The sequence below is a fragment of the Streptomyces sp. NBC_01429 genome (assembly GCF_036231945.1).
GTDB lineage: Bacteria > Actinomycetota > Actinomycetes > Streptomycetales > Streptomycetaceae > Streptomyces.
Genome location: NZ_CP109599.1, coordinates 8,008,467 through 8,029,993, shown reverse-complemented (window position 1 = coordinate 8,029,993; position 21,527 = coordinate 8,008,467). Strand labels below are relative to the sequence as shown.

18 protein-coding genes and 4 pseudogenes are annotated in these 21,527 nt (G+C 69.9%); 12 read left to right on the top strand and 10 right to left on the bottom strand.

The window, feature by feature from the left end:
• Positions 1-47 precede the first annotated feature (47 nt).
• Positions 48-428, top strand: a complete 381-nt coding sequence (locus tag OG627_RS35120) for a VOC family protein (RefSeq protein WP_329072158.1) — start codon at positions 48-50, stop codon at positions 426-428.
• Between the two features lie 291 nt (positions 429-719).
• On the opposite strand, the gene OG627_RS35115 is transcribed toward OG627_RS35120, so the two are convergent.
• Positions 720-941, bottom strand: coding sequence for a DUF6479 family protein (locus OG627_RS35115; protein ID WP_329072156.1), 222 nt, complete (start codon positions 939-941; stop codon positions 720-722).
• 227 nt (positions 942-1,168) lie between these two features.
• Between OG627_RS35115 and OG627_RS35110 the strand changes: the two genes are divergently transcribed.
• Positions 1,169-1,744, top strand: coding sequence for a Dps family protein (locus OG627_RS35110; RefSeq protein ID WP_329072154.1), 576 nt, complete (start codon positions 1,169-1,171; stop codon positions 1,742-1,744).
• A 46-nt stretch (positions 1,745-1,790) separates the two neighbouring features.
• Positions 1,791-4,214, top strand: a complete 2,424-nt coding sequence (locus tag OG627_RS35105) for a phosphoketolase family protein (protein ID WP_329072152.1) — start codon at positions 1,791-1,793, stop codon at positions 4,212-4,214.
• A gap of 30 nt (positions 4,215-4,244) precedes the next feature.
• On the opposite strand, the pseudogene OG627_RS35100 reads toward OG627_RS35105, so the two are convergent.
• Positions 4,245-5,192 (bottom strand): annotated as a pseudogene (locus tag OG627_RS35100) (TIGR03557 family F420-dependent LLM class oxidoreductase).
• Between the two features lie 465 nt (positions 5,193-5,657).
• Positions 5,658-6,245 carry a DUF421 domain-containing protein gene (locus OG627_RS35095; RefSeq protein ID WP_329072150.1) on the bottom strand — a complete coding sequence of 196 codons (588 nt, stop codon included), beginning with the start codon at positions 6,243-6,245 and terminating at the stop codon, positions 5,658-5,660.
• Between the two features lie 305 nt (positions 6,246-6,550).
• On the opposite strand from OG627_RS35095, the pseudogene OG627_RS35090 reads away from it, so the two are divergent.
• Positions 6,551-6,791, top strand: a pseudogene (locus OG627_RS35090) (hypothetical protein); the annotation flags it as partial.
• Positions 6,792-6,896: 105 nt separating this feature from the next.
• Here OG627_RS35090 and OG627_RS35085 read toward each other — a convergent pair.
• The gene (locus tag OG627_RS35085) at positions 6,897-7,760 is read right to left on the bottom strand and encodes a LysR family transcriptional regulator (RefSeq protein WP_329072148.1); all 864 of its coding nucleotides are present in this window, start codon (positions 7,758-7,760) and stop codon (positions 6,897-6,899) included.
• A gap of 94 nt (positions 7,761-7,854) precedes the next feature.
• Here OG627_RS35085 and OG627_RS35080 point away from each other — a divergent pair, with 94 nt between their 5' ends.
• Positions 7,855-8,592: an SDR family oxidoreductase gene (locus tag OG627_RS35080; protein ID WP_329072145.1), complete on the top strand. Its 738-nt coding sequence runs from the start codon at positions 7,855-7,857 to the stop codon at positions 8,590-8,592.
• Positions 8,593-8,832: 240 nt separating this feature from the next.
• On the opposite strand, the gene OG627_RS35075 is transcribed toward OG627_RS35080, so the two are convergent.
• Entirely contained in the window at positions 8,833-9,408 is a 576-nt protein-coding gene (locus tag OG627_RS35075; protein WP_329072143.1) for a TetR/AcrR family transcriptional regulator, read from the bottom strand.
• Between the two features lie 106 nt (positions 9,409-9,514).
• On the opposite strand from OG627_RS35075, the gene OG627_RS35070 reads away from it, so the two are divergent.
• Complete coding sequence (locus OG627_RS35070; RefSeq protein ID WP_329072141.1) at positions 9,515-10,711, top strand: MFS transporter; 1,197 nt, start codon at positions 9,515-9,517, stop codon at positions 10,709-10,711.
• Positions 10,712-10,770: 59 nt separating this feature from the next.
• Here OG627_RS35070 and OG627_RS35065 read toward each other — a convergent pair whose 3' ends face one another.
• The 3 genes from OG627_RS35065 to OG627_RS35055 form a co-directional block, all read right to left on the bottom strand.
• Positions 10,771-11,307 (bottom strand): AAA family ATPase, encoded by a 537-nt coding sequence (locus OG627_RS35065; protein WP_329072138.1) that lies wholly within the window; start codon positions 11,305-11,307, stop codon positions 10,771-10,773.
• Between the two features lie 277 nt (positions 11,308-11,584).
• Positions 11,585-12,910, bottom strand: a complete 1,326-nt coding sequence (locus OG627_RS35060) for a hypothetical protein (RefSeq protein ID WP_329072137.1) — start codon at positions 12,908-12,910, stop codon at positions 11,585-11,587.
• Between the two features lie 218 nt (positions 12,911-13,128).
• Positions 13,129-13,491, bottom strand: coding sequence for a hypothetical protein (locus OG627_RS35055; RefSeq protein WP_329072135.1), 363 nt, complete (start codon positions 13,489-13,491; stop codon positions 13,129-13,131).
• Positions 13,492-13,568: 77 nt separating this feature from the next.
• On the opposite strand from OG627_RS35055, the pseudogene OG627_RS35050 reads away from it, so the two are divergent.
• The 3 genes and pseudogenes from OG627_RS35050 to OG627_RS35040 form a co-directional block, all read left to right on the top strand.
• Positions 13,569-13,862 (top strand): annotated as a pseudogene (locus OG627_RS35050) (RNA polymerase subunit sigma-24); the annotation flags it as partial.
• Positions 13,863-13,936: 74 nt separating this feature from the next.
• Positions 13,937-14,452, top strand: a complete 516-nt coding sequence (locus tag OG627_RS35045) for an N-acetyltransferase (RefSeq protein WP_329072133.1) — start codon at positions 13,937-13,939, stop codon at positions 14,450-14,452.
• A 408-nt stretch (positions 14,453-14,860) separates the two neighbouring features.
• Positions 14,861-15,098 (top strand): annotated as a pseudogene (locus OG627_RS35040) (thiamine pyrophosphate-binding protein); the annotation flags it as partial.
• 157 nt (positions 15,099-15,255) lie between these two features.
• On the opposite strand, the gene OG627_RS35035 reads toward OG627_RS35040, so the two are convergent.
• Positions 15,256-15,918 carry a TetR/AcrR family transcriptional regulator gene (locus OG627_RS35035; protein ID WP_329072131.1) on the bottom strand — a complete coding sequence of 221 codons (663 nt, stop codon included), beginning with the start codon at positions 15,916-15,918 and terminating at the stop codon, positions 15,256-15,258.
• A 260-nt stretch (positions 15,919-16,178) separates the two neighbouring features.
• Here OG627_RS35035 and OG627_RS35030 point away from each other — a divergent pair, with 260 nt between their 5' ends.
• The 3 genes from OG627_RS35030 to OG627_RS35020 all read left to right on the top strand — a co-directional run bounded on the left by OG627_RS35030 (position 16,179) and on the right by OG627_RS35020 (position 20,828).
• Positions 16,179-17,492: a UDP-glucose dehydrogenase family protein gene (locus OG627_RS35030; protein WP_329072127.1), complete on the top strand. Its 1,314-nt coding sequence runs from the start codon at positions 16,179-16,181 to the stop codon at positions 17,490-17,492.
• A 93-nt stretch (positions 17,493-17,585) separates the two neighbouring features.
• Positions 17,586-18,809 carry a glycosyltransferase gene (locus OG627_RS35025; RefSeq protein ID WP_329072125.1) on the top strand — a complete coding sequence of 408 codons (1,224 nt, stop codon included), beginning with the start codon at positions 17,586-17,588 and terminating at the stop codon, positions 18,807-18,809.
• Between the two features lie 369 nt (positions 18,810-19,178).
• Positions 19,179-20,828: an MDR family MFS transporter gene (locus OG627_RS35020; protein WP_329072123.1), complete on the top strand. Its 1,650-nt coding sequence runs from the start codon at positions 19,179-19,181 to the stop codon at positions 20,826-20,828.
• A 49-nt stretch (positions 20,829-20,877) separates the two neighbouring features.
• Here OG627_RS35020 and OG627_RS35015 read toward each other — a convergent pair whose 3' ends face one another.
• A complete protein-coding gene (locus tag OG627_RS35015; RefSeq protein ID WP_329072121.1) occupies positions 20,878-21,462 on the bottom strand; it encodes a hypothetical protein in 585 nt (194 codons plus the stop codon).
• Positions 21,463-21,527 lie beyond the last annotated feature (65 nt).

Sequence of the window (21,527 nt, the reverse complement as noted above, 5' to 3'; positions counted from 1 at the left end):
CAAACGGCACCACGCGTGCGGGCGACGGCCGGGGGTACACGCAGTTCATGACCGTCGCGAAGATCAGTGTTCTCGTCCTTGACTGCGCAGAACCCGTCGAACTGGCGGAGTTCTACTCGTCCTTCCTCGACGCGGAGGTCCGCGTAGGCCCGGATCCGGACTTCTTGGAGATCATCGGCAATGCCGGGGTCCATCTCGCGGTACGGCGGGACCATGGCTACGCGCCGGCGAGCTGGCCACGGCCCGAGAGCTCTCAGCAGGCACATCTGCGCATCCTGGTGTCACGGGGGGAAATCGACGAGGCGGAGCGCGAGCTGATCGCTCTCGGCGCACGGCCCCTGGACACCAAGGACAACGGCGGGCCGCGGGACACCCGGCTCTACTCCGACCCAGCCGGACACTCCTTTACCCTGGCCATCCTGACCTGACGATATCCAAGCCCAGCACTCTTTGTGTCGCTGATCCGAGGACCGGCTGCGCGTTCCGGCCTCTGTATTCAGCCGGCCGTCCCCGCATGCGGTGCCCCTCCTGGCCGCAGACACAGACACAGACACAGACACAGAGAAGAGTGCGGGTCCTCCGGGATCTGAGGCGAGCGCGGTCCTCAGTTCGCGGCGCTCGCCGCCGCCCGGGCAACTCGCCCGGCACGGCTTGAGCAGCGGCCCAAGGCCCACCCGGCGGACCGGTCTATCGCGCCTTCTGTAGCCATCTGGACCGTCCTACCGCTCCTGGGGCGGCTCGGAACCCTCTCGGGCCGGGCCGTCCTGAGGCCGGTTGGGCTGTTCCTCCGGCAGGGGGCGACGGGGTTCCCGGGCCAGGATGCGCCGGCCGTAGACAAACCCGGCGATGAGGACGCCGACGACGACGAGGCCGAATACCAGGGGAAGGAGAGCCGCGGCCCCGGGCGACGCGGCGTACGTCTCTGCCAGCGTGTCACTCATGTCACTGCTCATGACGGCCGCGTACCCCGCGAAGTCTCATCCATCCTCCCTCGCCCGACTCGAATCCCACGCCAACTCGTACGGCCGCCTCCCTGTGGCGTGTCCCGGTCGCTACGCATGAAGTGGGAGCACGGCAGCCGGGCCCGTACTGGGGCCGTGTTCGGGCGAGCGGGCCGGTGGTACCCGATGGGGCGAAGCGAAATGAGGCCGGCAAGAGAGGAAACCTCATGTCATCGCAGAACGACCCGCAGTACACCGTGCCCGGTATGACGGCCTCGGAGGGCGGGGAGACCGTCCAGTCGCTCAGGATGCGGCTGCACGCCCTCAATGATCTCGCCCTGACCCTCAAGCACGTCCACTGGAACGTCGTCGGACCGCACTTCATCGCGGTGCACGAGATGCTGGACCCGCAGGTGGACGCCGTTCGCGGCATGGTCGACGAGACCGCCGAGCGCATCTCGACCCTGGGCGGCTCACCCGCCGGGACGCCGGGCGCCCTGGTGCGCGAGCGCGGCTGGGACGACTACGCCGTCGGCCGGGCGGAGGCCATCGAGCATCTCGGAGCCCTGGACCTCGTCTACTCGGGCATCATCGCCGATCACCGTCAGACGGCCGTCTCGGTCGGCAAGCTGGATCCGGTCACCCAGGACATGCTGATCCAGCACCTGCGCAGCCTGGAACTCTTCCAGTGGTTCATCAGGGCGCACCTGGAGAGCGCGGGCGGCAGGCTGAGCACCAGGGGCGGGACCACCGAGACCGATGCGGCCGCCGCGGCGGGAAAGCAAGTACTCCACCGGCCCTGAACCGAACTGCGGCCTTCCGGGTCCGGCTCCCAGCAGGAGGACGAGCATGCGCGAGACCAGCGTGAGCGGCGAAGAGAACCCGACGGGGCCGACCGCCGGAGAATCGACGGCCGGGAAGCTGACGGCCGGGGAGCTGACGGCTCTCGACGCGCACTGGCGCGCGGCGAACTACCTGGCCGTCGGCCAGATCTACCTGATGGCCAACCCGCTGCTCCTGGAGCCGCTGGCACCGGAACACATCAAACCGCGACTGCTCGGCCATTGGGGCACCTCCCCCGGCCTCAATCTCGTCCACACGCATCTCAACCGGCTCATCACGGCACGCGACATCGATGTGCTGTGCGTCTGGGGGCCCGGCCACGGAGGGCCCGCCGTGCTGGCCAACTCCTGGCTGGAGGGCACGTACTCCGAGACCTATCCGGACGTGAGCCGGGACCTGGATGGTATGGAACGCCTGTTCCGGCAATTCTCGTTCCCCGGAGGTGTTCCCAGCCACGTCGCGCCCCAGACCCCGGGCTCGATCCACGAAGGCGGTGAACTGGGCTACTCCCTCGCCCACGCCTACGGAGCCGCGCTGGACCACCCCGATCTGCTGGTCGCCTGCGTGATCGGCGACGGGGAGGCGGAGACCGGCCCGCTCGCCGGTTCCTGGCACGCGAACAAGTTCCTCGACCCCGTGCACGACGGCGCGGTCCTGCCGATCCTGCACCTCAACGGGTACAAGATCGCCAACCCGACCGTGCTCGCCCGACTGCCGCAGGACGAACTCGACTCCCTGCTGCGCGGCTACGGGCACGAACCCCTCTACGTCACGGGCGACCGGCCCTCGTCCGTCCACGGCGCCATGGCCTCTGCGATGGACCGCGCCGCCGACCGTATCGGCGAGATCCGGTACGCCGCCCGCAAGGGCGCGATGACCAGCCGGCCTGCCTGGCCCATGATCGTGCTGCGCACGCCCAAGGGCTGGACGGGTCCAGGCGAGGTCGACGGAGTGCCGGTGGAAGGGACGTGGCGCGCGCATCAGGTCCCGTTGAGCGGTGTCCGGGACAACCCCGACCATCTGCGTCAGCTGGAGGCGTGGCTGCGCTCGTACCGCCCCGACGAGCTGTTCGACGCGACAGGCGCACCGGGCCCGTCGGTACTCGAGTACGTTCCCGAGGGCGCGCGCAGGCTGGGCGCGACTCCGTACTCCAACGGCGGGCTGCTGCTGCGGGAGCTACCGGTCCCGCCCCTGGAGCGGTACGCGGTGCGCGTGGACGCGCCCGGCAGGGCTTCACACGAACCGACCCGAGTGCTCGGCCTCCTGCTCAAGGACATTATGGAGGCGACCAAGGGCCGGCGGGACTTCCGGGTCGTGGGCGCCGACGAGACCGCCTCGAACCGGCTGGAGGCGCTCTACGACGCCACGTCCAAGGCGTGGCAGGCGAACGTACTCGGCACGGACGAGCACCTCGCCCGCGACGGCCGGGTGATGGAAGTGCTGTCCGAGCACCTCTGTCAAGGCTGGCTGGAGGGCTACCTGCTCACCGGCCGGCACGGGCTGTTCTCCAGCTACGAGGCATTCGCCCATATCGTCGACTCGATGGTCAACCAGCACATCAAGTGGCTGCGGACCTCCCGGCGGCTCCCCTGGCGCCGCCCCATCGCGTCCCTCAACTACCTGCTGACCTCTCACGTCTGGCGCCAGGACCACAACGGCTTCTCCCACCAGGACCCCGGTTTCGTCGACCACGTCCTGAACAAGAGCCCCGAAGTCGTACGTGTCTACCTCCCGCCGGACACCAACACACTCCTCGCCGTCGCCGATCACGTGCTGCGCAGCCGCGACTACGTCAATGTGATCGTGGCCGGCAAACAGCCCGGCTTCGACTGGCTCACCCTGGAGGAGGCCCGCGCGCACTGCGCGCGTGGCGTGGGGGTCTGGGAGTGGGCCGGTACGGAGGACGGCTCCCGGGAGCCGGATGTCGTGCTGGCCTGCGCCGGTGACGTGCCCACGCTGGAGACCATGGCAGCCGCCGACCTGCTGCGGCGCCATCTGCCGGAGCTGGCCGTACGCGTGGTGAACGTCGTCGACATGGCCCGGCTCCTGCCGCACGAGGAACACCCGCACGGGATGAGGGACTCCGAGTACGACGCCGTGTTCACCACCGACAAGCCGGTGATCTTCGCCTACCACGGCTACCCCTGGCTGATCCACCGCCTCGCCTACCGCCGCGCAGGACACGTCCACCTTCACGTACACGGCTACAAGGAGGAGGGGACAACCACCACACCGTTCGACATGGTGGTCCGCAACGACCTCGACCGCTACCAGCTGGTCATGGACACGATCGACCGGGTACCGGGGCTCGGTGTCCGGGCTGTCGCCGTGCGGCAGGCCATGGCGGACGTACGCACCCGCCATCACGCCTGGATCCGCGAGCACGGCACGGACCTGCCCGAGGTGGCCGACTGGACCTGGTCCGGCTGACCGGGCCGTTCGCCGTCGACCACCGGCGTTTCAGAGGGCTCGCAGGGCGGGCAGCAGTGTCTTCTGCGACCAGTCGAGGAACGGCTCCTGGTGGTCGCCGCCGATCTGGATCAGCGCGATCTCCGTGAAGCCCGCCTCGATGTACGGCTTCACCGCTTCGACAAACCGTTTTGTGTCGCTGTCGCACGGGATGGCCTCGGCGATGTCCTCCGGGCGCACATGACCGGTGGCTTCGGCGAACGCGGCCGGGTTCGGCAGTTCCGAGTTCACCGGCTACGGCCCCACGGACCAGCGGAACTGCTCGTGCGCTCGGGCGACGGCCGCCGCCCTGTCGGCGTCGTAACAGACGGGAAGCTGCCCGGCCTTCGGCTTGCCCGCGCCCCCGTGCGCGGCGAAAGCCTTGAGCAACTCCTCCTTCGGCTCGGTGGCGATCACCAGATCGGCGAGCCGGCCGGCGAGTGAGCAGGAACGCTCACCCGAGACCGCGATGCCGAGGGGCGGCTCGTCCGGGAGGTCCCACAGCTTGGCGTTGTCCACCTCGAAGTGTACGCCGCGGTGGTTCACGGTGCCCCCGGCCAGCAGGGCCCGGATGATCCCCACCGCCTCTTCGAGCATCCCGATCCTGGTCCACGCGGAGGGCCAACCACCACCGGTCACATGCTCGTTGAGCTGTTCACCCGAGCTCAGCCCGAGACGGAACCGGCCCTCGGACAGCAACTGCATCGTCGCGGCCTTCTGCGCGACCACCGCTGGGTGATACCGCCTGGTCGGACAGGTCACGTACGTCATCAGAGGAATACGCGAGGTAGCCTGGGCCGCCGCTCCCAGCACACTCCAGGCGTACGGTGAGTGCCCCTGGGAGACGAGCCAGGGAAAGTAGTGATCCGAGGTCACGGAGAAATCGAACCCGGCACGCTCGGCCCCTGTCAAGGTGCCGACGAAGGCTTCGTCGGCGCTCCCGGTGTCCGGGCGGAGCAGGTGGGCCAGTGGGTACAGGGCATCGGCATGCCGGTGATGCAGATCCGGGAGCACCTGTGCGTGGATATGCCGGGACGGCGACGCGCCGACGGGGGCAGCACCCGGCGCTTCCTGCTTCGGGACTGGATGCGCCACACTCGTCACCCTCAACCCGTGCGGACAGGTCCGCCGGGGGCAGGGGCGCTCTCCGCACATTAGACCTCCGCATCTCCGCTGGCTACCCACACTTTCTCGCCCTCTGTCCGCGACCGCGAGAGATGCCCGACTACCGTCATCCCTGAGGCTTTTACGCTCCGACCCGTCACTCGATGACGGTGTGGATTCGGCGTAACCGCGGTGGAATCTCCAGCAGTTCGATATCCAGGGGGCCATCTTGATGTCACAGGCGATGACGAGCCTCTCGGCCGGGACCTGTACCAGAATCCTGGCCGGATTGGCCTTGGTGAGGGCAGCGGCGGGGCGCGGTCACAACCCTGTGCCGTCACGGCGGCGGCCGGCGAGAACCGTGAGCAGATCCTCGATCGAGGCGAGCCGGGCCTGCAACGCCTCGATCTCACCGCGGGTGGCACCCTGCTGTGCGGTCTTGAGGACGAGGACCAGTTGCCCGTCCGGTTCGAGACGGCCCTCGGCGATGTCGCTGACGCCTTCGCCGTTCTGGAGACGGACCGCGTGCTCGATCTCGGAGGGCCGCAGGGCCAGGCGCCGCAGAGCCCGGTGTTTCAGTTTGCCCTTCGCCACGACGACGGTGGCTGTTCCTTCCAGCAGCCTCGCGGCCCGTGGATCGCGAGCCAGCCACCGGGTCACCGCGGCGTTGACGGCCACCAGCGTGACGGCTCCGATCGCTCCGCCGAGCACGCTGTTGTCCGGACCGATGACCGCGTTCTGCACCACGTTCGACAGCAGGAAGATCACCACAACGTCGAAGGTGTTCACGCCCGCGAGACCGCGTTTGCCTGACAGTCGGAACAGAATCACGATCATGGCGTAGACCGCGACCGTGCGAATGATCTTCTCCACGATCGGAATCTGAAGGGCCAGCATGTCGTGCCACACGGCAGGGAACTCCTCGGGGGACGTGCGTACGGGAGGGGTGCGGGTGCGGGGCGGGTGTCGCCAGGCGGCCGGCGAATGCGGCCGGCGGCTGGCGGAGGCGGAGCTGGTCCTGTGGTGTGGCGGTGCTCGGCACACGGTGGCTGACACGCATACCCAACGGCCGCGCTCCCGGAGTGGTAATGGCGGCGCGTCTCATGATCTTTGCCGGCGTGGCCCTGCTCGTGGATCCGCGTGAGTGGTGGGGCGCCTCAGACGGCATGTGATCGAGCCCAGGGAGCGCAATTCGAGCGGGTAGGGGGACTCCCGACGTCTTCGCCGATCTCCCCGACGGCTCTCGTTGGAGCGCGACCATCATCACTCTCGCCCAGGTCGAGCTTGTGATGAAGAGGTGGGCGACAAGCGGGGAAGCCCTGGAAGGTCGCTACTTCTGGGTCTCGGACGGTCTCATCGTCCGCGATGCCGGTTATCAGCAACATGACCCACGTACTCGTCGGCCTGGTGGAGAACAACGAGTTCGCGCAGGTCCTTCAGCGGCTCGACGACTGACAGGGTCCGGCGGTCACGAGAGTCTGATTCTGAAACGATCAGTTGGGGGTCTCCGCGAGGGCCCCAGGACCAGAGGTGCGTTCCAGCGTGAAAGGCCAGAGAGGGTCATAGCCGTGCGGCCGTGCGGATCAGCCCGGCGAGGGCGAGGGAGCGGCTGTGCGCGGGCCAGGCGATGTGCGTCACGACGGGGGGTGCGTCGGTCAAGGGGACGGCGGTGTGTTCGGCCCACAGCCAGGCGCGGGCGGAGTCGGGGAAGACCGCCAGGGTACGTCCCAGGGCGATCAGCTGGGCCAGCTGCGTCTGGTCGTGGATCTCGGGGCCCCGGCCGGGCGGATACGTGCCGTGGCTGGACCAGCGCGCGAGCGGGAGATCGGGGATGTCGCTGACGTCGGCCAGGGACAGAGTCCCGCGCGCGGCGAGAGGGTGCGCGGTGGGCAGGATGGCGATCTGCCCCTCGGTCATCAGTTCCTCGCTGTCGAATCCGACGAGGGAGTTGAACGGCGCGTGCATGAGCGCGACGTCCGCGCGGCCGTCGCGCAGCATCTCTCCCTGCTCGCACGTGCCGCTCGGCAGCACTTCGATCTCGGCGGAGTCCGGCTCGGCCGCGTAGGCATCGATGAGCTTGTGCAGCAGCTCGTGGGACGCGCCGGCCTTCACCGCCAGCACCAGGCGGTTGCGGGGGCCACCGGGATGGTCGGCGCCACCGGCGCGACGGGTACGGCGAGCTGCGGCGGCGGTCGCGTCGAGAGCTGCGCGGCCCTCGTGCAGCAGCACCTCTCCGGCGCCGGTCAGGGAGACGCCGCGGCGGTTGCGTTCCAGGAGTGAGACGCCGAGGCGCCGCTCGAGCTGCTGGATCGCCCGGGACAGCGGTGGTTGGGCCATGCCGAGGCGCTCGGCGGCGCGGCCGAAGTGCAGTTCCTCGGCGACGGCCGTGAAGTACCTCAACTCGCGGGTCTCCAAGGTATCCATGGCCACAGCCTACCTTCAGTGATACCTAACGGGTATGACAGGACACCGTACCGGTGTTGGATGCACCGCTCCCCCGCGAGCGAACATCAACGGTATGAGCGAAACGAAGATCGCGCTGGTGACCGGCGCGAACAAGGGAATCGGGTACGAAATCGCGGCCGGGCTGGGCGCCCTCGGCTACCGCGTGGGCCTCGGAGCCCGCGACGAGGCCCGGCGTGAGTCCGCCGTCGAAAAGCTGCGCGCCGCCGGGGTGGACGCGTTCGGTGTGCCGCTGGACGTGACCGGCGGCCAGAGCGTCACCGGGGCCGCGGAACTGATCGAACGGCAGGCCGGGCGCCTGGACGTCCTGGTCAACAACGCGGGCATCTCCGGAGAGACGGGACCGGGCTGGGGACAGGACCCGACCACGCTCGACCTCGACGTGGTCCGGACGGTCGTGGAGACCAACGTCATCGGGGTCATCCGGGTGACCAACGCGCTGCTTCCGCTGCTGCGGCGCTCGACGTCGCCACGCATCGTCAACATCTCCAGCGCCGTCGCCTCCCTGACCCGGCAGGCGGACCCGGGCATCGACGTCGGCCCCGTCATGGCGGCCTACTCGCCGTCGAAGTCGTTCCTCAACGCCATCACCGTGCACTACGCCCGCCAGTTCCACGGTACGAACATCCTGATCAACGCCGCCTGCCCGGGCCTGGTCGCGACCGACTTCACCGGCTTCCAAGGGCCCCGCACTCCTGAGCAGGGCGCGGCCACGGCGATCCGGCTCGCCACACTGCCCGACGACGGCCCGACCGGCTCGTTCTTCGAGGACGACGGCGTCGTCCCCTGGTGACCCCGAACCCGCCGTGATCATGCCGTAGGCCCTACGTCCCGTGCGTTGACCATGAACGTGGAACCTGTTGGACCGCCGCAGCCACCCCCGGGAGTGACGCCGCCCGCGCGGGCCACGGGGCGGACGGGCGTCTTCTCCGGGGAGGCAATCCCCGGAGAAGACGCCCGGCTCCATGGTCGGGCCGGTCCGAGCCGGGGCTGCTGGTGCTGGTGCTGGTCCCGTACCCCTTCGCTGTGCCGGCTAGCCGTGCGGAAGGTCCGGTGCGGCGTTGACGATGGCGTGTACCGTCCCGGCGACGAGCCGGCGGTCCAGGGGGGCCTCGTCGAAGGCTCTGTGCATGGGCCAGCCCTCGACCAGTGCGTCGAGAGCCCGGGAGACTCCAGGGGTGAAGTGGAGGGCGAGGCTGTCCCGGCTGCGCTCCAGCCAGGTGCGGGTGGTGACCGACACCGCCTCGTTGTGATTGGCATAGGCGTACATCTCGAAGATGAGCGTCATGTCGCGGGTCGTGGCGTAGGCAGGCCCGCAGATCAGCTCGACGACCGCTTCCTCGGCCTCGGCCCGCGATCCGGCGGCCTGCACGGTCTGCCGGTACAGAAGAGACATCGTGTCCGCGAGCCGCGCGAATGCCTGAGCGAGCAAGTCATCCATGCCGTCGAAGTAGTACGTCAACGAGCCGAGCGGTACCTCGGCCCGTGCCGCGATCTTGCGATGGGTGGTCCGGTGCACCCCGCTGTCGGCGATCACGTCGAGGGCTGCCTCCAGGATGCGTTCCTTGCGCCCTGGGTCGTTCGGAATCTCGCGCCGCGTGCCACTCACGCGACCCAATGTGCCACGTGGCGACGCCCCCAGAGTGTGTACGTCAGTACACTCTAGTGTGTACGGTTGTACTGACTCGTCTCGACCGCACCTGGAGCCACCACCCGTGACCGCCGAACTCGCCTTGCGCCGCACCGCTGTCTTCGCGTTGTTCTTCGCGCCCGGCCTGACCATCTCGTCCTGGGTGACACGCACCCCCGACGTACGCGACCTGCTCGGTGCCTCCACGGCGCAGATGGGCCTCATCCTGTTCGGACTCTCGGTCGGCTCGATGATCGGCATCCTGTGCTCAGGGGCGCTCGTGGCCCGCTGGGGTGCCCGGCCCGTCATCGTGGTGGGCACCGCCGGGGTGGCCGCCGGCGCCGGGGTCATGGGCGTCGGGGCCGCCATGGGCTCAAGTGTCGTCGTGGCCCTGGGCCTGTGCCTCTTCGGCTTCGGAATGGGCGGCGGCGAGGTGGCCCTCAACGTCGAGGGCGCCGAGGTGGAGCGGCTGCTCGGCCGCTCCACGATGCCGGCCATGCACGGCTTCTTCAGCCTCGGCACGGTCGTCGGGGCGCTCGGCGGCATCGTGCTGACGGCGGCCGGGATCCCGGTCCTCGTACACCTCGCGGTCGTCGCCGTCGTCGTGCTGGCCACGCTCGTTCTGGTGATCCGACACGTTCCACCGGGCATAGGCCGACGCGCCGTCGCGGAGCACCGGGAACCGGGGGCGGAGCGTCCCGCGGTGTGGAAGGACCCGAAACTGCTGCTCATCGGATGCGTCATCCTCGCCCTCGCCATGGCCGAGGGGACCGCGAACGACTGGCTCCCGCTGGTCATGGTCGACGGCCACGGCTTCGATCCCGCCCTCGGTTCGGCCGTGTACGCGGCGTTCGCCGCGGCGATGACCCTCGGGCGTTTCGTGGGCGGCCGTTTCGTCGACCGTTTCGGGCGAGCGGCCGTGCTCTGCGCCAGCGCGCTCATCGGGGCGCTCGGACTGGCCCTCGTGATCTTCGTCGACAACCAGGCCGTCGCGGCATCCGCCGCGATCCTGTGGGGACTTGGGGCGTCGCTCGGTTTCCCCGTCGCGCTCTCCGCGGCGAGCGACTCCGGCAGCGACTCCGCCGCCCGCGTCTCCCTGGCCGCCACTGTCGGCTACGTCGCGTTTCTCGTAGGGCCGCCCTCCCTCGGCTACCTCGGGGAGCACTTCGGGCTGCGGTACGCCCTGGTCCTCGTCCTGGCCCTGGTGCTGGCCGCGACGTTCGCGACACCCGCCGCGCGCCCGCCCCGGACAACGACCGCCTTCGACACCGCTCGTGGGTAACGCACCGTACGGACGGCGGGCATCCGCCCGCCGTCCGTACGGCCAGGGGACGTGCCTGGTCAGCGGTCGAGCGGGGGAAGGCGGGCCAGGCCGGTGTCGCGCATGATGCGGTCGATGGTCACGGCCAGAGAGCTGTCGGCGCCGATGACCGTCTCGATGCCGCCGGGCAGGAGGTCGGACGGCCGGTACCAGTCCCGCAACCGCGTCTCGCCGACCTCGTCCGCGATCGGCTTGGTGGTGTGCCGTACGAGGGTCTCGGCGAGCGGCACATCCAGGTAGTAGGCGTAGGTCGGGCCGCGGTGGTCGGCGCGCAACCGGGTGAGCATGGCGCCGTAGTGGTCGGCGTAGAGGATGCCTTCGACGACGACGTGGTAGCCGGCGTCCAGGGCGTAGCGGGCGGTCAGGTCGACCAGGCCGATGTTCGCCGCGCCGGGGCGGTCGCGTTCACGCAGGACGACGCGGCGCAGGTTGTCCTGGCCGACCAGGGCCAGGCCCCGCCCGAAGCGCTCACGCAGGCCGGCCGCCACGGACGACTTGCCCGAGGCGCTGTTGCCGCGCAGGACGACCAGTCTCGTGTTGTCGGTGCCCACGCTCACCCGGGTGAGACTACCGGCGGGCACCGACAACGACCGGGGATCCCGACCGGAGGCCCCGGCAGGAGACCCCGGCAGGAGACCCCGGCCAGAGACCTCGGCCGGAGCCGTTTCCGGCTGCGCTCGCGGTCCGCTGCGCCGGGCGCCGAGACCTATCGCCCTGCTGCCGCCCCACCTGCCCGGCTTCGGAACCGCGCTGAACCCTCCAACGGCATCAGGAGCCTGATGAACGGGCGCGAAGGAGCCTCAGCAGAGGTAGCGCCGGCGGAGGGTCGCCGGGTTACTGGCGCGCCGCGCGACGCCGGGCCAGCAGCACCGCGCCGGCGCCGAGCCCGGTCACCGCGATCGCCGCGCCCGTGAGGGGCAGGACCGATCCGGAACCGGTGCTCGCCAGGCCCCCATTGATGTTCGTGGCCGAACCCGAGTCGCCGCCCGTCGTCGTGGCGTCGCCGCCGGTCGTACCGCTCGTCGAACCGCCGGTCGAGCCGCCGGTCGAGCCGCCGGTGGAGCCGCCCGTCGAACCGCCGGTGGAGTCCGAGCCGCCCGTCGTCGAGGAACCGGAGCCGCCCGTGGTGGACGTGGAGCCGCCGGACGTCGTCGAGGAGCCGCCGGAGGCCGAGCCGCCGCCGGTGACGTCGAGCGTGATGACGGCCTTGTCATTGGACGGGACCTTGTCGAACGGCCGGTCGGAGCCAGCGAGCGCCACCGATCCCTTGGCGCCGTCCACCTTCTTGTCGATCCGCACCTTGAACGTGTACGTCTCGCCGTCGCCCTCCTCGACCCACGACTGGCTCGTACCGCAGGAGTAACTGCCCGTCGCCTCCTTGTCGCAGTACCCGCTGCCCTTGGTGACCGTCGTCCCCGCGGGCAGGTCGATCAGCACCTCGGTGGCGGGCACGCCGAGGTCCCGCAGCACCCAGCCAGGACCGGCGTTGGTGAACGTGACCTTCAGGTCGACCGTGTCCCCGACCGCGCCCTTCAACTCCGCGCCGGAGACCTGGAAGTCGGCGGTGTTGTCCGCGGTCACCGTGACGTCGGCGGCGTCCCCGTCCTCGCCCCCGCCGGTCGCCGGGGTGTCGTCGGGCCGCTCGACGAGCCTGACGGCGGGAGCGGTCCCCCGCACCGGGTCCGAGGCGTTTTCGTCGGGCCCCCAGAAGACCGGCTGTACGACCACCCGGAGCCGGTCGTACAGGGCGTGGTCGGCGGCCTTCAGCGTCAGAGCCTTCTCCGGCGCGTAGACGACACCGGGCTTGACGACCTGGTCGAACTCGCAGACCGCCTCGGACTTGCTCGGCGCCTCATCGTACGAAGGGACCTCGTAGCGCTGGCAGTTGGAGGGAAGATCGGTGTGGCTCAGACCGCGCGTCACGCTGTACGACAGGTAGACCTTGTCCAGCGTCTCGCTGCCCGTGTTGGTGAAGGTGGCCGGCACCTCGAGGCTGCTGCCGGGCTTGACTCCGTCGATCGGGTCGAGCTTGCCGAGGGCGACTCCCGTGGTGGGGTCGGCGGCGGTGGCAGGGGCGGCACCCAGCGCGAGGAGCGCGACGGCGCCGACCGCACCGGCGGTCCGTCGAAGCGTACGGCGGCCGGAGAGTGTCTGGACCATGTGGGGATCATCCTCGGTGAAACGTCGACAACAGGATGGTGAACTGTGGGGAACGTCCGCTCCCCTGACGTCAGACACCGCTGTTTTCCGAACGGTTGTACAGAGAGGAAGTCCGTTTCCGTTTCTCCACACGCGGTGCCGGACAGATCCCTCTTTCTCGTAGCACCTCCACCGGAACCGTCGCTCTGATGTTCACCTTTCCGCCGGTCCCGCCGACTTCAGCGCCGCGCCAGCGCCAGCACACTCAGTCCGAACATCAGGACGCCCAGGGGGAGATGGACCGACGGTACGTGCGCGATGCCGAGCACGACCTGGACCGAGGCGAGAACGAGGAAGCCGGACGCGTGCCAGACGGGCCGGGGCGAGCCGCCGCCCGGCTTCCACGCCAGCACCGCCGCGAGCAGATACAGCATCGACGCCCCGTACATCACGCGGGCACCGGCACTGTGCAGCGTCTCTCCGTAGGACGAGGTGAGCAGCAGTCCGGCGGAGACCACTTGAAGGAAGATGGTCAGGGTCTGCAGGGTGATCGCGATCTGCAGAAACGAGAAGTGGCGCTGCGCCGTCGCCCGGGTCGCCATGGCACGGTCCCCTTTTCCGCCCGGCGGGCAGTAGATCGATAAGGTCTCACCAGCCCGACGACGCGGGGCTGCGAAAGGTAAGGCGAGGGGACGGGCCGGGAGCATGGGGACGGCGGGGAAGAGCACCGACGACCGCCCTGCGCCCGATCGAAGGCGGTGCGCGCATCGCCCAGTACATGGTCGCCATCGCCGACAAGGCTCCGGGGCTCGAACTTCTGGAGCGGTCGGTCAACGGAGTGCCGGGCCTGGTGGCCCAGCGCGCCGGCGTCGTCATGACCGTGGCCTCGTTCGATGTCGCCGGCGGCCGCGTCACGCGGATCTGGGTGGTCCGCAATCCGGAGAAGCTGCGGCCGTGGGTGCGGGATGATTAGGACCTGTCAGGGCTGTGGGTTGTTCTTCGGTACGCCATGGGGCCTCGCCATGACCGGTTGTAGTCTCGGCCCTTATGAGCTGGCTGCCCGACGACTTCGTCCACCCCGTCCACGTACCCGTGCCCGTACCCGTGCCCGCCCCCGGCGGCGCCCTTCACCTGCGGCCGATCCGGGAGGCGGACACCGCCATCGACTACCCCGCCGTGATGGGCTCCCGAGAGCGCCTGTGGGAGATCTTCGGCCCGGCCTGGGCCTGGCCCAAGGAGACGATGACCTATGAAGAGGACCGCATCGACCTGCTGCGGCACGAGCGGGAGATAGCCGCTCACCAGTCGTTCAACTACGCGCTGCTGGACGAGGAGGAGACGGTGCTCCTCGGCTGCGTCTACATCGACCCGCCCGAGCGCACCGGCTCCGACGGCGAGGTCTCCTGGTGGGTGGTGGACGACCTCGTCGGCGGCGAGGTGGAGCGCGCGCTCGACACGCTGGTGCCGCGGTGGATCGCCGCCGACTGGCCCTTCCAGCAGCCCCGTTATCCGGGCCGCGACATCACCTGGCAGGACTGGCTCACACTGCCGCGCACCTCGTGACACGTCCGAGGCGGTGAGGTTCGAGCAACGGCGTGCCGAGGGGCTGCCGGTGGAGTCGTCGGCCGGAGCGACAGAGAAGTGGGCGCTCGCGCGGGACACCTTCGGGTGCCGCGCGAGCGCATCGAGACCATCGCCGTTGGCCGGAGCGACGGGACTCACCGCGGCCCGTCGCCCGATCCGCTGCCGCAGGCATCCACACTGAGGCCACTGAACGAATCCGCGGAACGCTTGCAGCCCCTGTATCGCGGGGTGCCCGCTGTTACCGCTTACTGCTGTTACTGCTTCGAGCTGATCCTCGTGCGGTTCTTCGCTCCGGCTCTCCGTCGCGTCGCCGGATCCGCACGCGATCCGCTCCTCTCAGCGTGGTGAGAGCCGTCCACTCCGACAACGCGACGTCCACGCGCCCCGATTGCGGGCCCGCGTGGCCGCGCGCTGACGACCGCACCTGGGGAAGACGCTGTGACAGAGACGATGACCGGTGCCCAGATCTTTGGTCCGGGCCCTGGAAGAAGGCAGCGTGGAGGTCTTGTTCGGGCTGCCGGGCGGAACGATCCTGCCCGCCTACGACCCGCTGATGGACTCCACCCGGCTGCGCCATATTCTCGTGCGGCACGAGCAGGACGCCGGCCACGCGGCAGTCGGCTACGGCACGTGACGGGCTCTCGCTGTTCACCGCGTGGCGAGAGGCAGCCTGCTCTGTCCCCTCAAGCGGATCGGACGGGGCCGTCGGGGCCTTTGTCGCACCGCTGTTTACTGGTCGGCAGTGTCAGCGGGCATGGGGATGCGGTGTCCCAGGGGGTCCGTCACGGCTTGGACCCCCCGCACCGGCAGTCCCCACCCGTTTCCCTCCCCCGCCCCGCCCCGCACGGGTTCAGCAGCGAGTCGACAGCATCCTTGAGGTAGGGCAGCACGGCGTCGCCCTGCGCGCAGCCGAGCGCGGGCGGCTGGACGGCCAGCCGCATCAGTGTCACGCCCAGCACCAGCGCCGCCAGCAGTTCGGCGCGGATCTCCGCGTCGGGGCCGTCCAGGCGTTTGGCGAAACTGTCGGAGAAGACCTCGGTCACGTCGGCGCGCATGCGCCCGACGCCCTCCTCCCGACTGGGTGAGCGGAGCATCGTCAGCACCGGATGCGGTGTTTCGGCATCTGCCGGACCTTCGAAGGCCATCCGGTGAATCCACTCCGCCACATCCTCCAGCGGCAGGTGGCGCAGCGGTTCGAACACGGCGGTGCCATGGGTGACGACCGCCGCGAAGAGCCCCTGTTTTGAGCCGAAGTAACGGTAGACGAGTGCGGCGTCGACGTCGGCGACCTTGGCGATGTCGCGGATGCTGGTGCCGTCGTACCCGCACCTCCCGAAGCACCGGGCCGCGGCGCTCACCAGAGCCGCCCGGGTCCCCGCAGCGTCGTATTTGCGGGGCGGGGTACGGCCGGCGCCGCCCCGTTTCGCCTCTTCGGGTCTGTCCATCTGCGTCTCCTCCGTCGGGCCGTTCCGTACATGCTCCCGGTACCGGCCCACGCTGTCCAAAAGCCGCCAAATCAATGTCACCGATCGTTGACAAATAATTTGGGGCCGAACTAGCTTCTCGGCTCGGGCTGTTGATCTCCGACACCCGCCTTTCACGCTCAGGTCCGACGACGGCGTCAGGCCTGTTCCCCTACCAGTGCAACGACCGAGGCGCCGGCCCTCGGAGGCTGATACCCGAACGAGAAGAATCGGTTGTTCTTATGGAACTTCGATACATAACCGTCATCGGAACCGGCTATGTCGGGCTGACCACCGGCGCCTGTCTGGCCTCCCTCGGGCACCGGGTGGTGTGCGCGGACTCCGATGCGCGCAAGGTCGAACGGCTCCGGCGGGCGGAGGTCGACATCCTCGAACCGGGCCTGACGGAAACCGTCCGCGAGGGGCTGGACTCCGGCCGTCTCCAGTTCGTGACGGACACCCGGACGGCCGTCGAGGACGCCGAGGTGGTCTTCCTCTGCCTGCCCACTCCGATGGGTGTCGGAGGCGCCGCCGACCTGGCCGCCGTCGAGGCAGTCGCCGACGAGGTCCGTGACCGTCTGCCGCGCGGCTGCACTGTGGTCAACAAGTCCACCGTGCCGGTCGGCACCGCCGAGCGCGTCGCGGCACTGCTCGGCCGCCCCGACGTGACCGTGGTGAGCAACCCGGAGTTCCTCCGCGAGGGGCACGCCGTGGACGATTTCCTCCACCCCGACCGGATCGTGGTGGGCGCCGCCGACGCGGACGCGGCCCGGCTGGTGGCCGACCTGTACGTGGGCATCGACGCACCGCGCGTGCTCACCGACACCGCCGGTGCCGAACTCGCCAAGTACGCGGCGAACTTCTTCCTCGCGATGAAGCTGTCGTTCGCGAACAACCTGGCCACGCTCTGCGAACGGCTCGGCGCGAACATCGACGACGTGGTCGCCGGTATCGGCCACGACCCGCGCATCGGCGGCGCCTTCCTCAAGCCGGGGCCCGGGTGGGGCGGTTCGTGCCTGCCCAAGGACACGCACGCGCTGCTGCGCGTCTGCGAGGAGTCCGGCGTCGAGTTCCCGCTGCTGCGGGCCGCCATCGAGACCAACGTGGAACACCAGCGCCGGCTCGTCGAGCGGGTGGCCGCCGGATGCGCGGGGCCGGACGGCTCGCTGCGCGGCGTCAGGATCGGGCTGCTCGGTCTCACCTTCAAGGCCGGCACCTCGGACCTGCGCGACTCACCCGCCCTGGCCATCGCCCGCCTGCTGCGGGAGCGGGGCGCGGAGCTGTGTGCCTACGACCCGGCCCTCAGCGAACTCCGCCCCGACCTCGGTGATCTGCTCACGATCACCGCCACCCCGCTCGACGCGGTCGAGGGGGCCCGCGCCTGCGTCGTACTCACCGAATGGCCCCAGTTCCGCGACCTGGACTGGGAGGCCGTCGCCGGGCGGCTCGGCGCGCCACTCGTCTACGACTTCCGCAACGTCCTCGACCCCGCACGGCTGGACAGCGCCGGGCTGAACTGGGAGGGCATCGGCCGGTCGCTGGCGATGGCGCGCTGACCGCACCCCACTCACCCCTCCCCTCTCGCCCTCTCCCCCGCTTCCTCTCCCTCTCTGCTCTCCCTCTTTCCCGAGCCCGAAGAAAGGCTTTTCGTGCGAGTACTGTTCACCACGCTCGGTAGTCCCTCCCACGGCCGTGCACAGTTACCGCTGGCGCGGGCGCTCGCGGCGGCCGGACACGACGTGCTCGTGGCCACCAATCCGACCCTGGCCTCCGTCTTCGAAAAGGACGACGTCCGGGTGACCGCCTGCATGAGCGAGTTCGCCCCACAGTCCTTCATCACACCCGAACTGGTCGAGCAGGTGATGCGGCCGGGCCAGGACGGTGAGGGCGACGGGGAGCAGCAGGACGCCATGGCGCGGCTCATGTTCCACATCGTCTCCGGCCCGATGGCCAGGAAGCTCAGGGAAGAGATCCTTCCGGTGGCGCGGGAGTTCCGCCCCGACCTCATCCTGCGCGACGGCATGGACCTGAGCTCCTGCCTGACCGCGGAAGATCTCGGCATCCCGCAACTGCCCACACCGTCGGGCACCAACAACCTCGTCGACCCCGCCAAGGTGCTGCCCGGACTCAACGGCCTGCGGAAGGAATTCGGGCTGCCCACCCAGGAGGACCCGCTGTCGCTCGTCCCCCACGGGCGCATCGACTACGTACCGGCGGCCTTCTCGTTCGCCGAGCACCTGCCCCCGTCGTGGGCCTACCGGCAGACCGTGACCGTGGACCGCGGCTCGGTCCTGCCGCAGTGGGTCGCAGAACTTCCCACCGACCGCCCCCTGGTGTTCGCCGCCCTCGGCACCGCGCTCCCGATGATCAGGGAGATGGCGGCCGACGACAAGGACGCGCATGCGCTGTTCCCGATGCCGGACCCGGTGGCGACGCTGCGGTCGATGATCGAGGCGGTGTCGCGGCTCGACGAGTGCACCGTCGTCGTCGCCACCTCCGGCATCCCGGCGGACACCGAGGGCCTGCCGCCGCATGTGCACGTCACCGACCGGTTGCCGCAGCCCCTGCTGCTGGAGTCCGTCGACCTGTTCCTCACCCACGGCGGCTTCAACAGCATCCGGGAGGCGCTGCGTACGGCCACTCCCATGGCGGTGCTGCCCCAGTTCGGGGACCAGCCCGCCAACGCGCGCCGGGTCGAACGGCTGGGCCTCGGCCGGGAGATCACCGAAGGTACCCCGGACGGCATCACCACGGCCGTACGCGAGGTGCTGGCCGACCCCGGCGTCCTGGCCAGGGCGCGCGGGGCCCGGCTGGCGATGCTGGCGCTGCCGGAGATCGACAGCGCCGTGGCCGATCTACAGAAGATCGTCTGACACCTCAGCGCAGCGTCACCTCGTCACACCGCCACCTCGTCACAACCGTCCTTCCGCCGGACCGACGCCTCGTCGGACCGGCACCTCGTCGGACGGCCATCCCACCGGGCCGTCCGACAATCCGGCCCTGCCCCTGTCCCCGGCCCGGGCCGAGCCCGCTGGGCCCCGGCCGGGGGCTCGGCTTTCCTCCTCATGCCCCTGCTCCCTCCCCACTCCATTCCACAGCGCGAACGCGCAGCGAAAAAGGGTCCCCATGCCGTCTTCCCCACCCCCTACCACCACCGTCACCAAAACAGTGATACCGGCTGCCGGTCCGGGCGAACTGGCGCACGGCGGCGGCACATCCCCGGACAGCCCGGGCGCCGCGGCATGAGCGGAGAGAACGACATCACCTCCGACACGGCCAAGTCCGGCACCACGAGTGCCCCTGGAGGGCCGCCCGCCGGACCAGCGCGGCTGGAACACCGGCAGATCGTCACCGTGCTGTCCGGGCTCATGCTCGGCATGTTCCTCGCGGCGCTCGACCAGACCGTGGTCTCGTCCGCGCTGCGCACCATAGCCGACGACCTGCACGGGCTGACGGCGCAGGCGTGGGTGACGACCGCTTACCTCGTCACCGGCACCATCGCCACCCCGCTGTACGGAAAGCTCTCCGACATCTACGGCCGCCGACCGGTGTACCTGTGCGCGATCGTGCTGTTCGCCGTGGGCTCGCTGCTGTGCGGGTTCGCCACGTCGATCTACGAGCTGGCGGGGTTCCGCGCGGTGCAGGGTCTCGGCGGCGGCGGGCTGATGTCGCTCGCCATGACGATCATCGCGGACCTCACCTCGCCCCGGGAACGCGGCCGGTACCAGGGCTACATCACCGCCGTCTTCGCCGGTGCGAGCATCGCGGGGCCGCTCGTCGGAGGCGTGTTCGCTGGACAGGCCACCCTGCTCGGGCTCGACGGCTGGCGCTGGATCTTCCTGCTCAACGTGCCGCTGGCGGCGCTGGCCGTCGTGGTGATCCTGCGGGTGCTGCACGTCCCGCACCAGCCCGTACGCCACCGCCTGGACTACGGCGGAGCCCTGGCGCTGGCCATCGGCATCGTCCCCCTGCTCATCGTCGCCGAGCAGGGCCGGGCCTGGGGCTGGCTCTCCGCCCCGGCCCTGGGCGCGTACGGTCTCGGACTCTCCGGCCTGGCCCTCTTCGTCCTGCTGGAACGCCGGATGGGGGATGCCGCCCTGCTGCCGCCACGGCTGTTCCGGATCCGGGCGTTCCGGCTCGGCGCCGTCCTGCACTTCGTCGTCGGCATCGCCATGTTCGGCACCATGACGACCCTTCCGCTCTACCTCCAGCTGGCAAAGGGCATGAGCCCGGTGGAGGCAGGTCTGGCCACACTGCCCACCGTGGTGGCGAACGTGTCGGTGACCCTGCTGGTCGGGCGGCTGATGGCCAGAACAGGGAAGTTCAAGACCCATCTGGTCCTGGGCATCGCCTCGTTGACGCTCTCCCTGGTGGTGTTCGCGACACTGCGCGCGGACAGCCCCATGTGGTACGTCTCCATCGGCATGCTGTTCATGGGCGCGGGCCTCGGCGCCGCGATGCAGACCATCACCACGCTCGCCCAGTCGGAAGTGCCCCGAGGCGACATGGGAGCGGCGACCGCGGCGGTGAACTTCTTCCGCTCCAACGGCGGCACGGTGGGCGCCGCCGCGTTCCTCTCCATCCTCTTCTCCCTCGCGGGCACACGCATCACCGAACGCCTCACCACGGCGCTCGCCGAGCCCGCCTTCCGCCGCCTCACCGAAGAACCGGACAACGCCCGCGCGCTGGACGGCGTACTCCGAGCCGACGGCAACGTGAACCTCCAGGACTCGGCCTTCCTCCACGCCCTCGATCCGCGCGCCGCCCAGCCCTTCCTGGAGGGCTACGTCAGCGCCATGCAGGTCGTCTTCCTCACCGGCGCAGCCGTCAGCCTCACCGCCTTCGTGATCGCCGCCTGGCGGGTACCCGACACCAGACTGTCGGACGACTGAGCCTCGCGAGCGGGTCCAGGACCGAGCACCTGGACTCCACGAAGCGGGCTCAGGTGCGAGGCGGGAGGACCTCGATGACCGTGGCCGTGCCGGCCGCAGGTCGGGCCTCGTGCATGGTGATCACGTCACCGCACCTCAGATGCCTCCACTGCTCGGGCCGCAGGGGAGCCAGCCGGACGTCGGCGGTCTCTCCGGGGCCGAGCGCCTCCGCGAACTCCACCCATAGCCTGGCGATGTTCAGATCTCGCTCTCCGCCGGGGGTCCGGTTGCCGATGTCCCACATCGGCCTGAGCCGACCGTCCCCGGCAAAGGCGGTCCGACGTCCGCCCTCCTCCGTACCCACCAGGCTCAAAGTCGCCCGGACCGTACCGTGCTGGTCCTCCCAGCCCCGCCACTCGCACCAATGGCGGCTCCGGTCGAGCGTCATCTGCCGCGCGGCCTCAGCCAGACGCTCCCAGAAATCCGGAGCCACGGGGCGGACATCCCCGATCTCGATGAGGGCGGCGAGCACCATCTCCCACTCCTGGCGTTCGATGTCCTCGCGGACGTCCCCGACCGTCCGGCCGCTCTTCGCCGTGGCGTCATCGGACAGTAGGTCGGCCGCCTGCCGGAGGAGTGTGAACGCGTCATCCATGTCCGGCATTGTCACCTGTCCCCGGACGGCTCGGCCTGCCCGGCCTCCGCACCGCTGCCGACAGG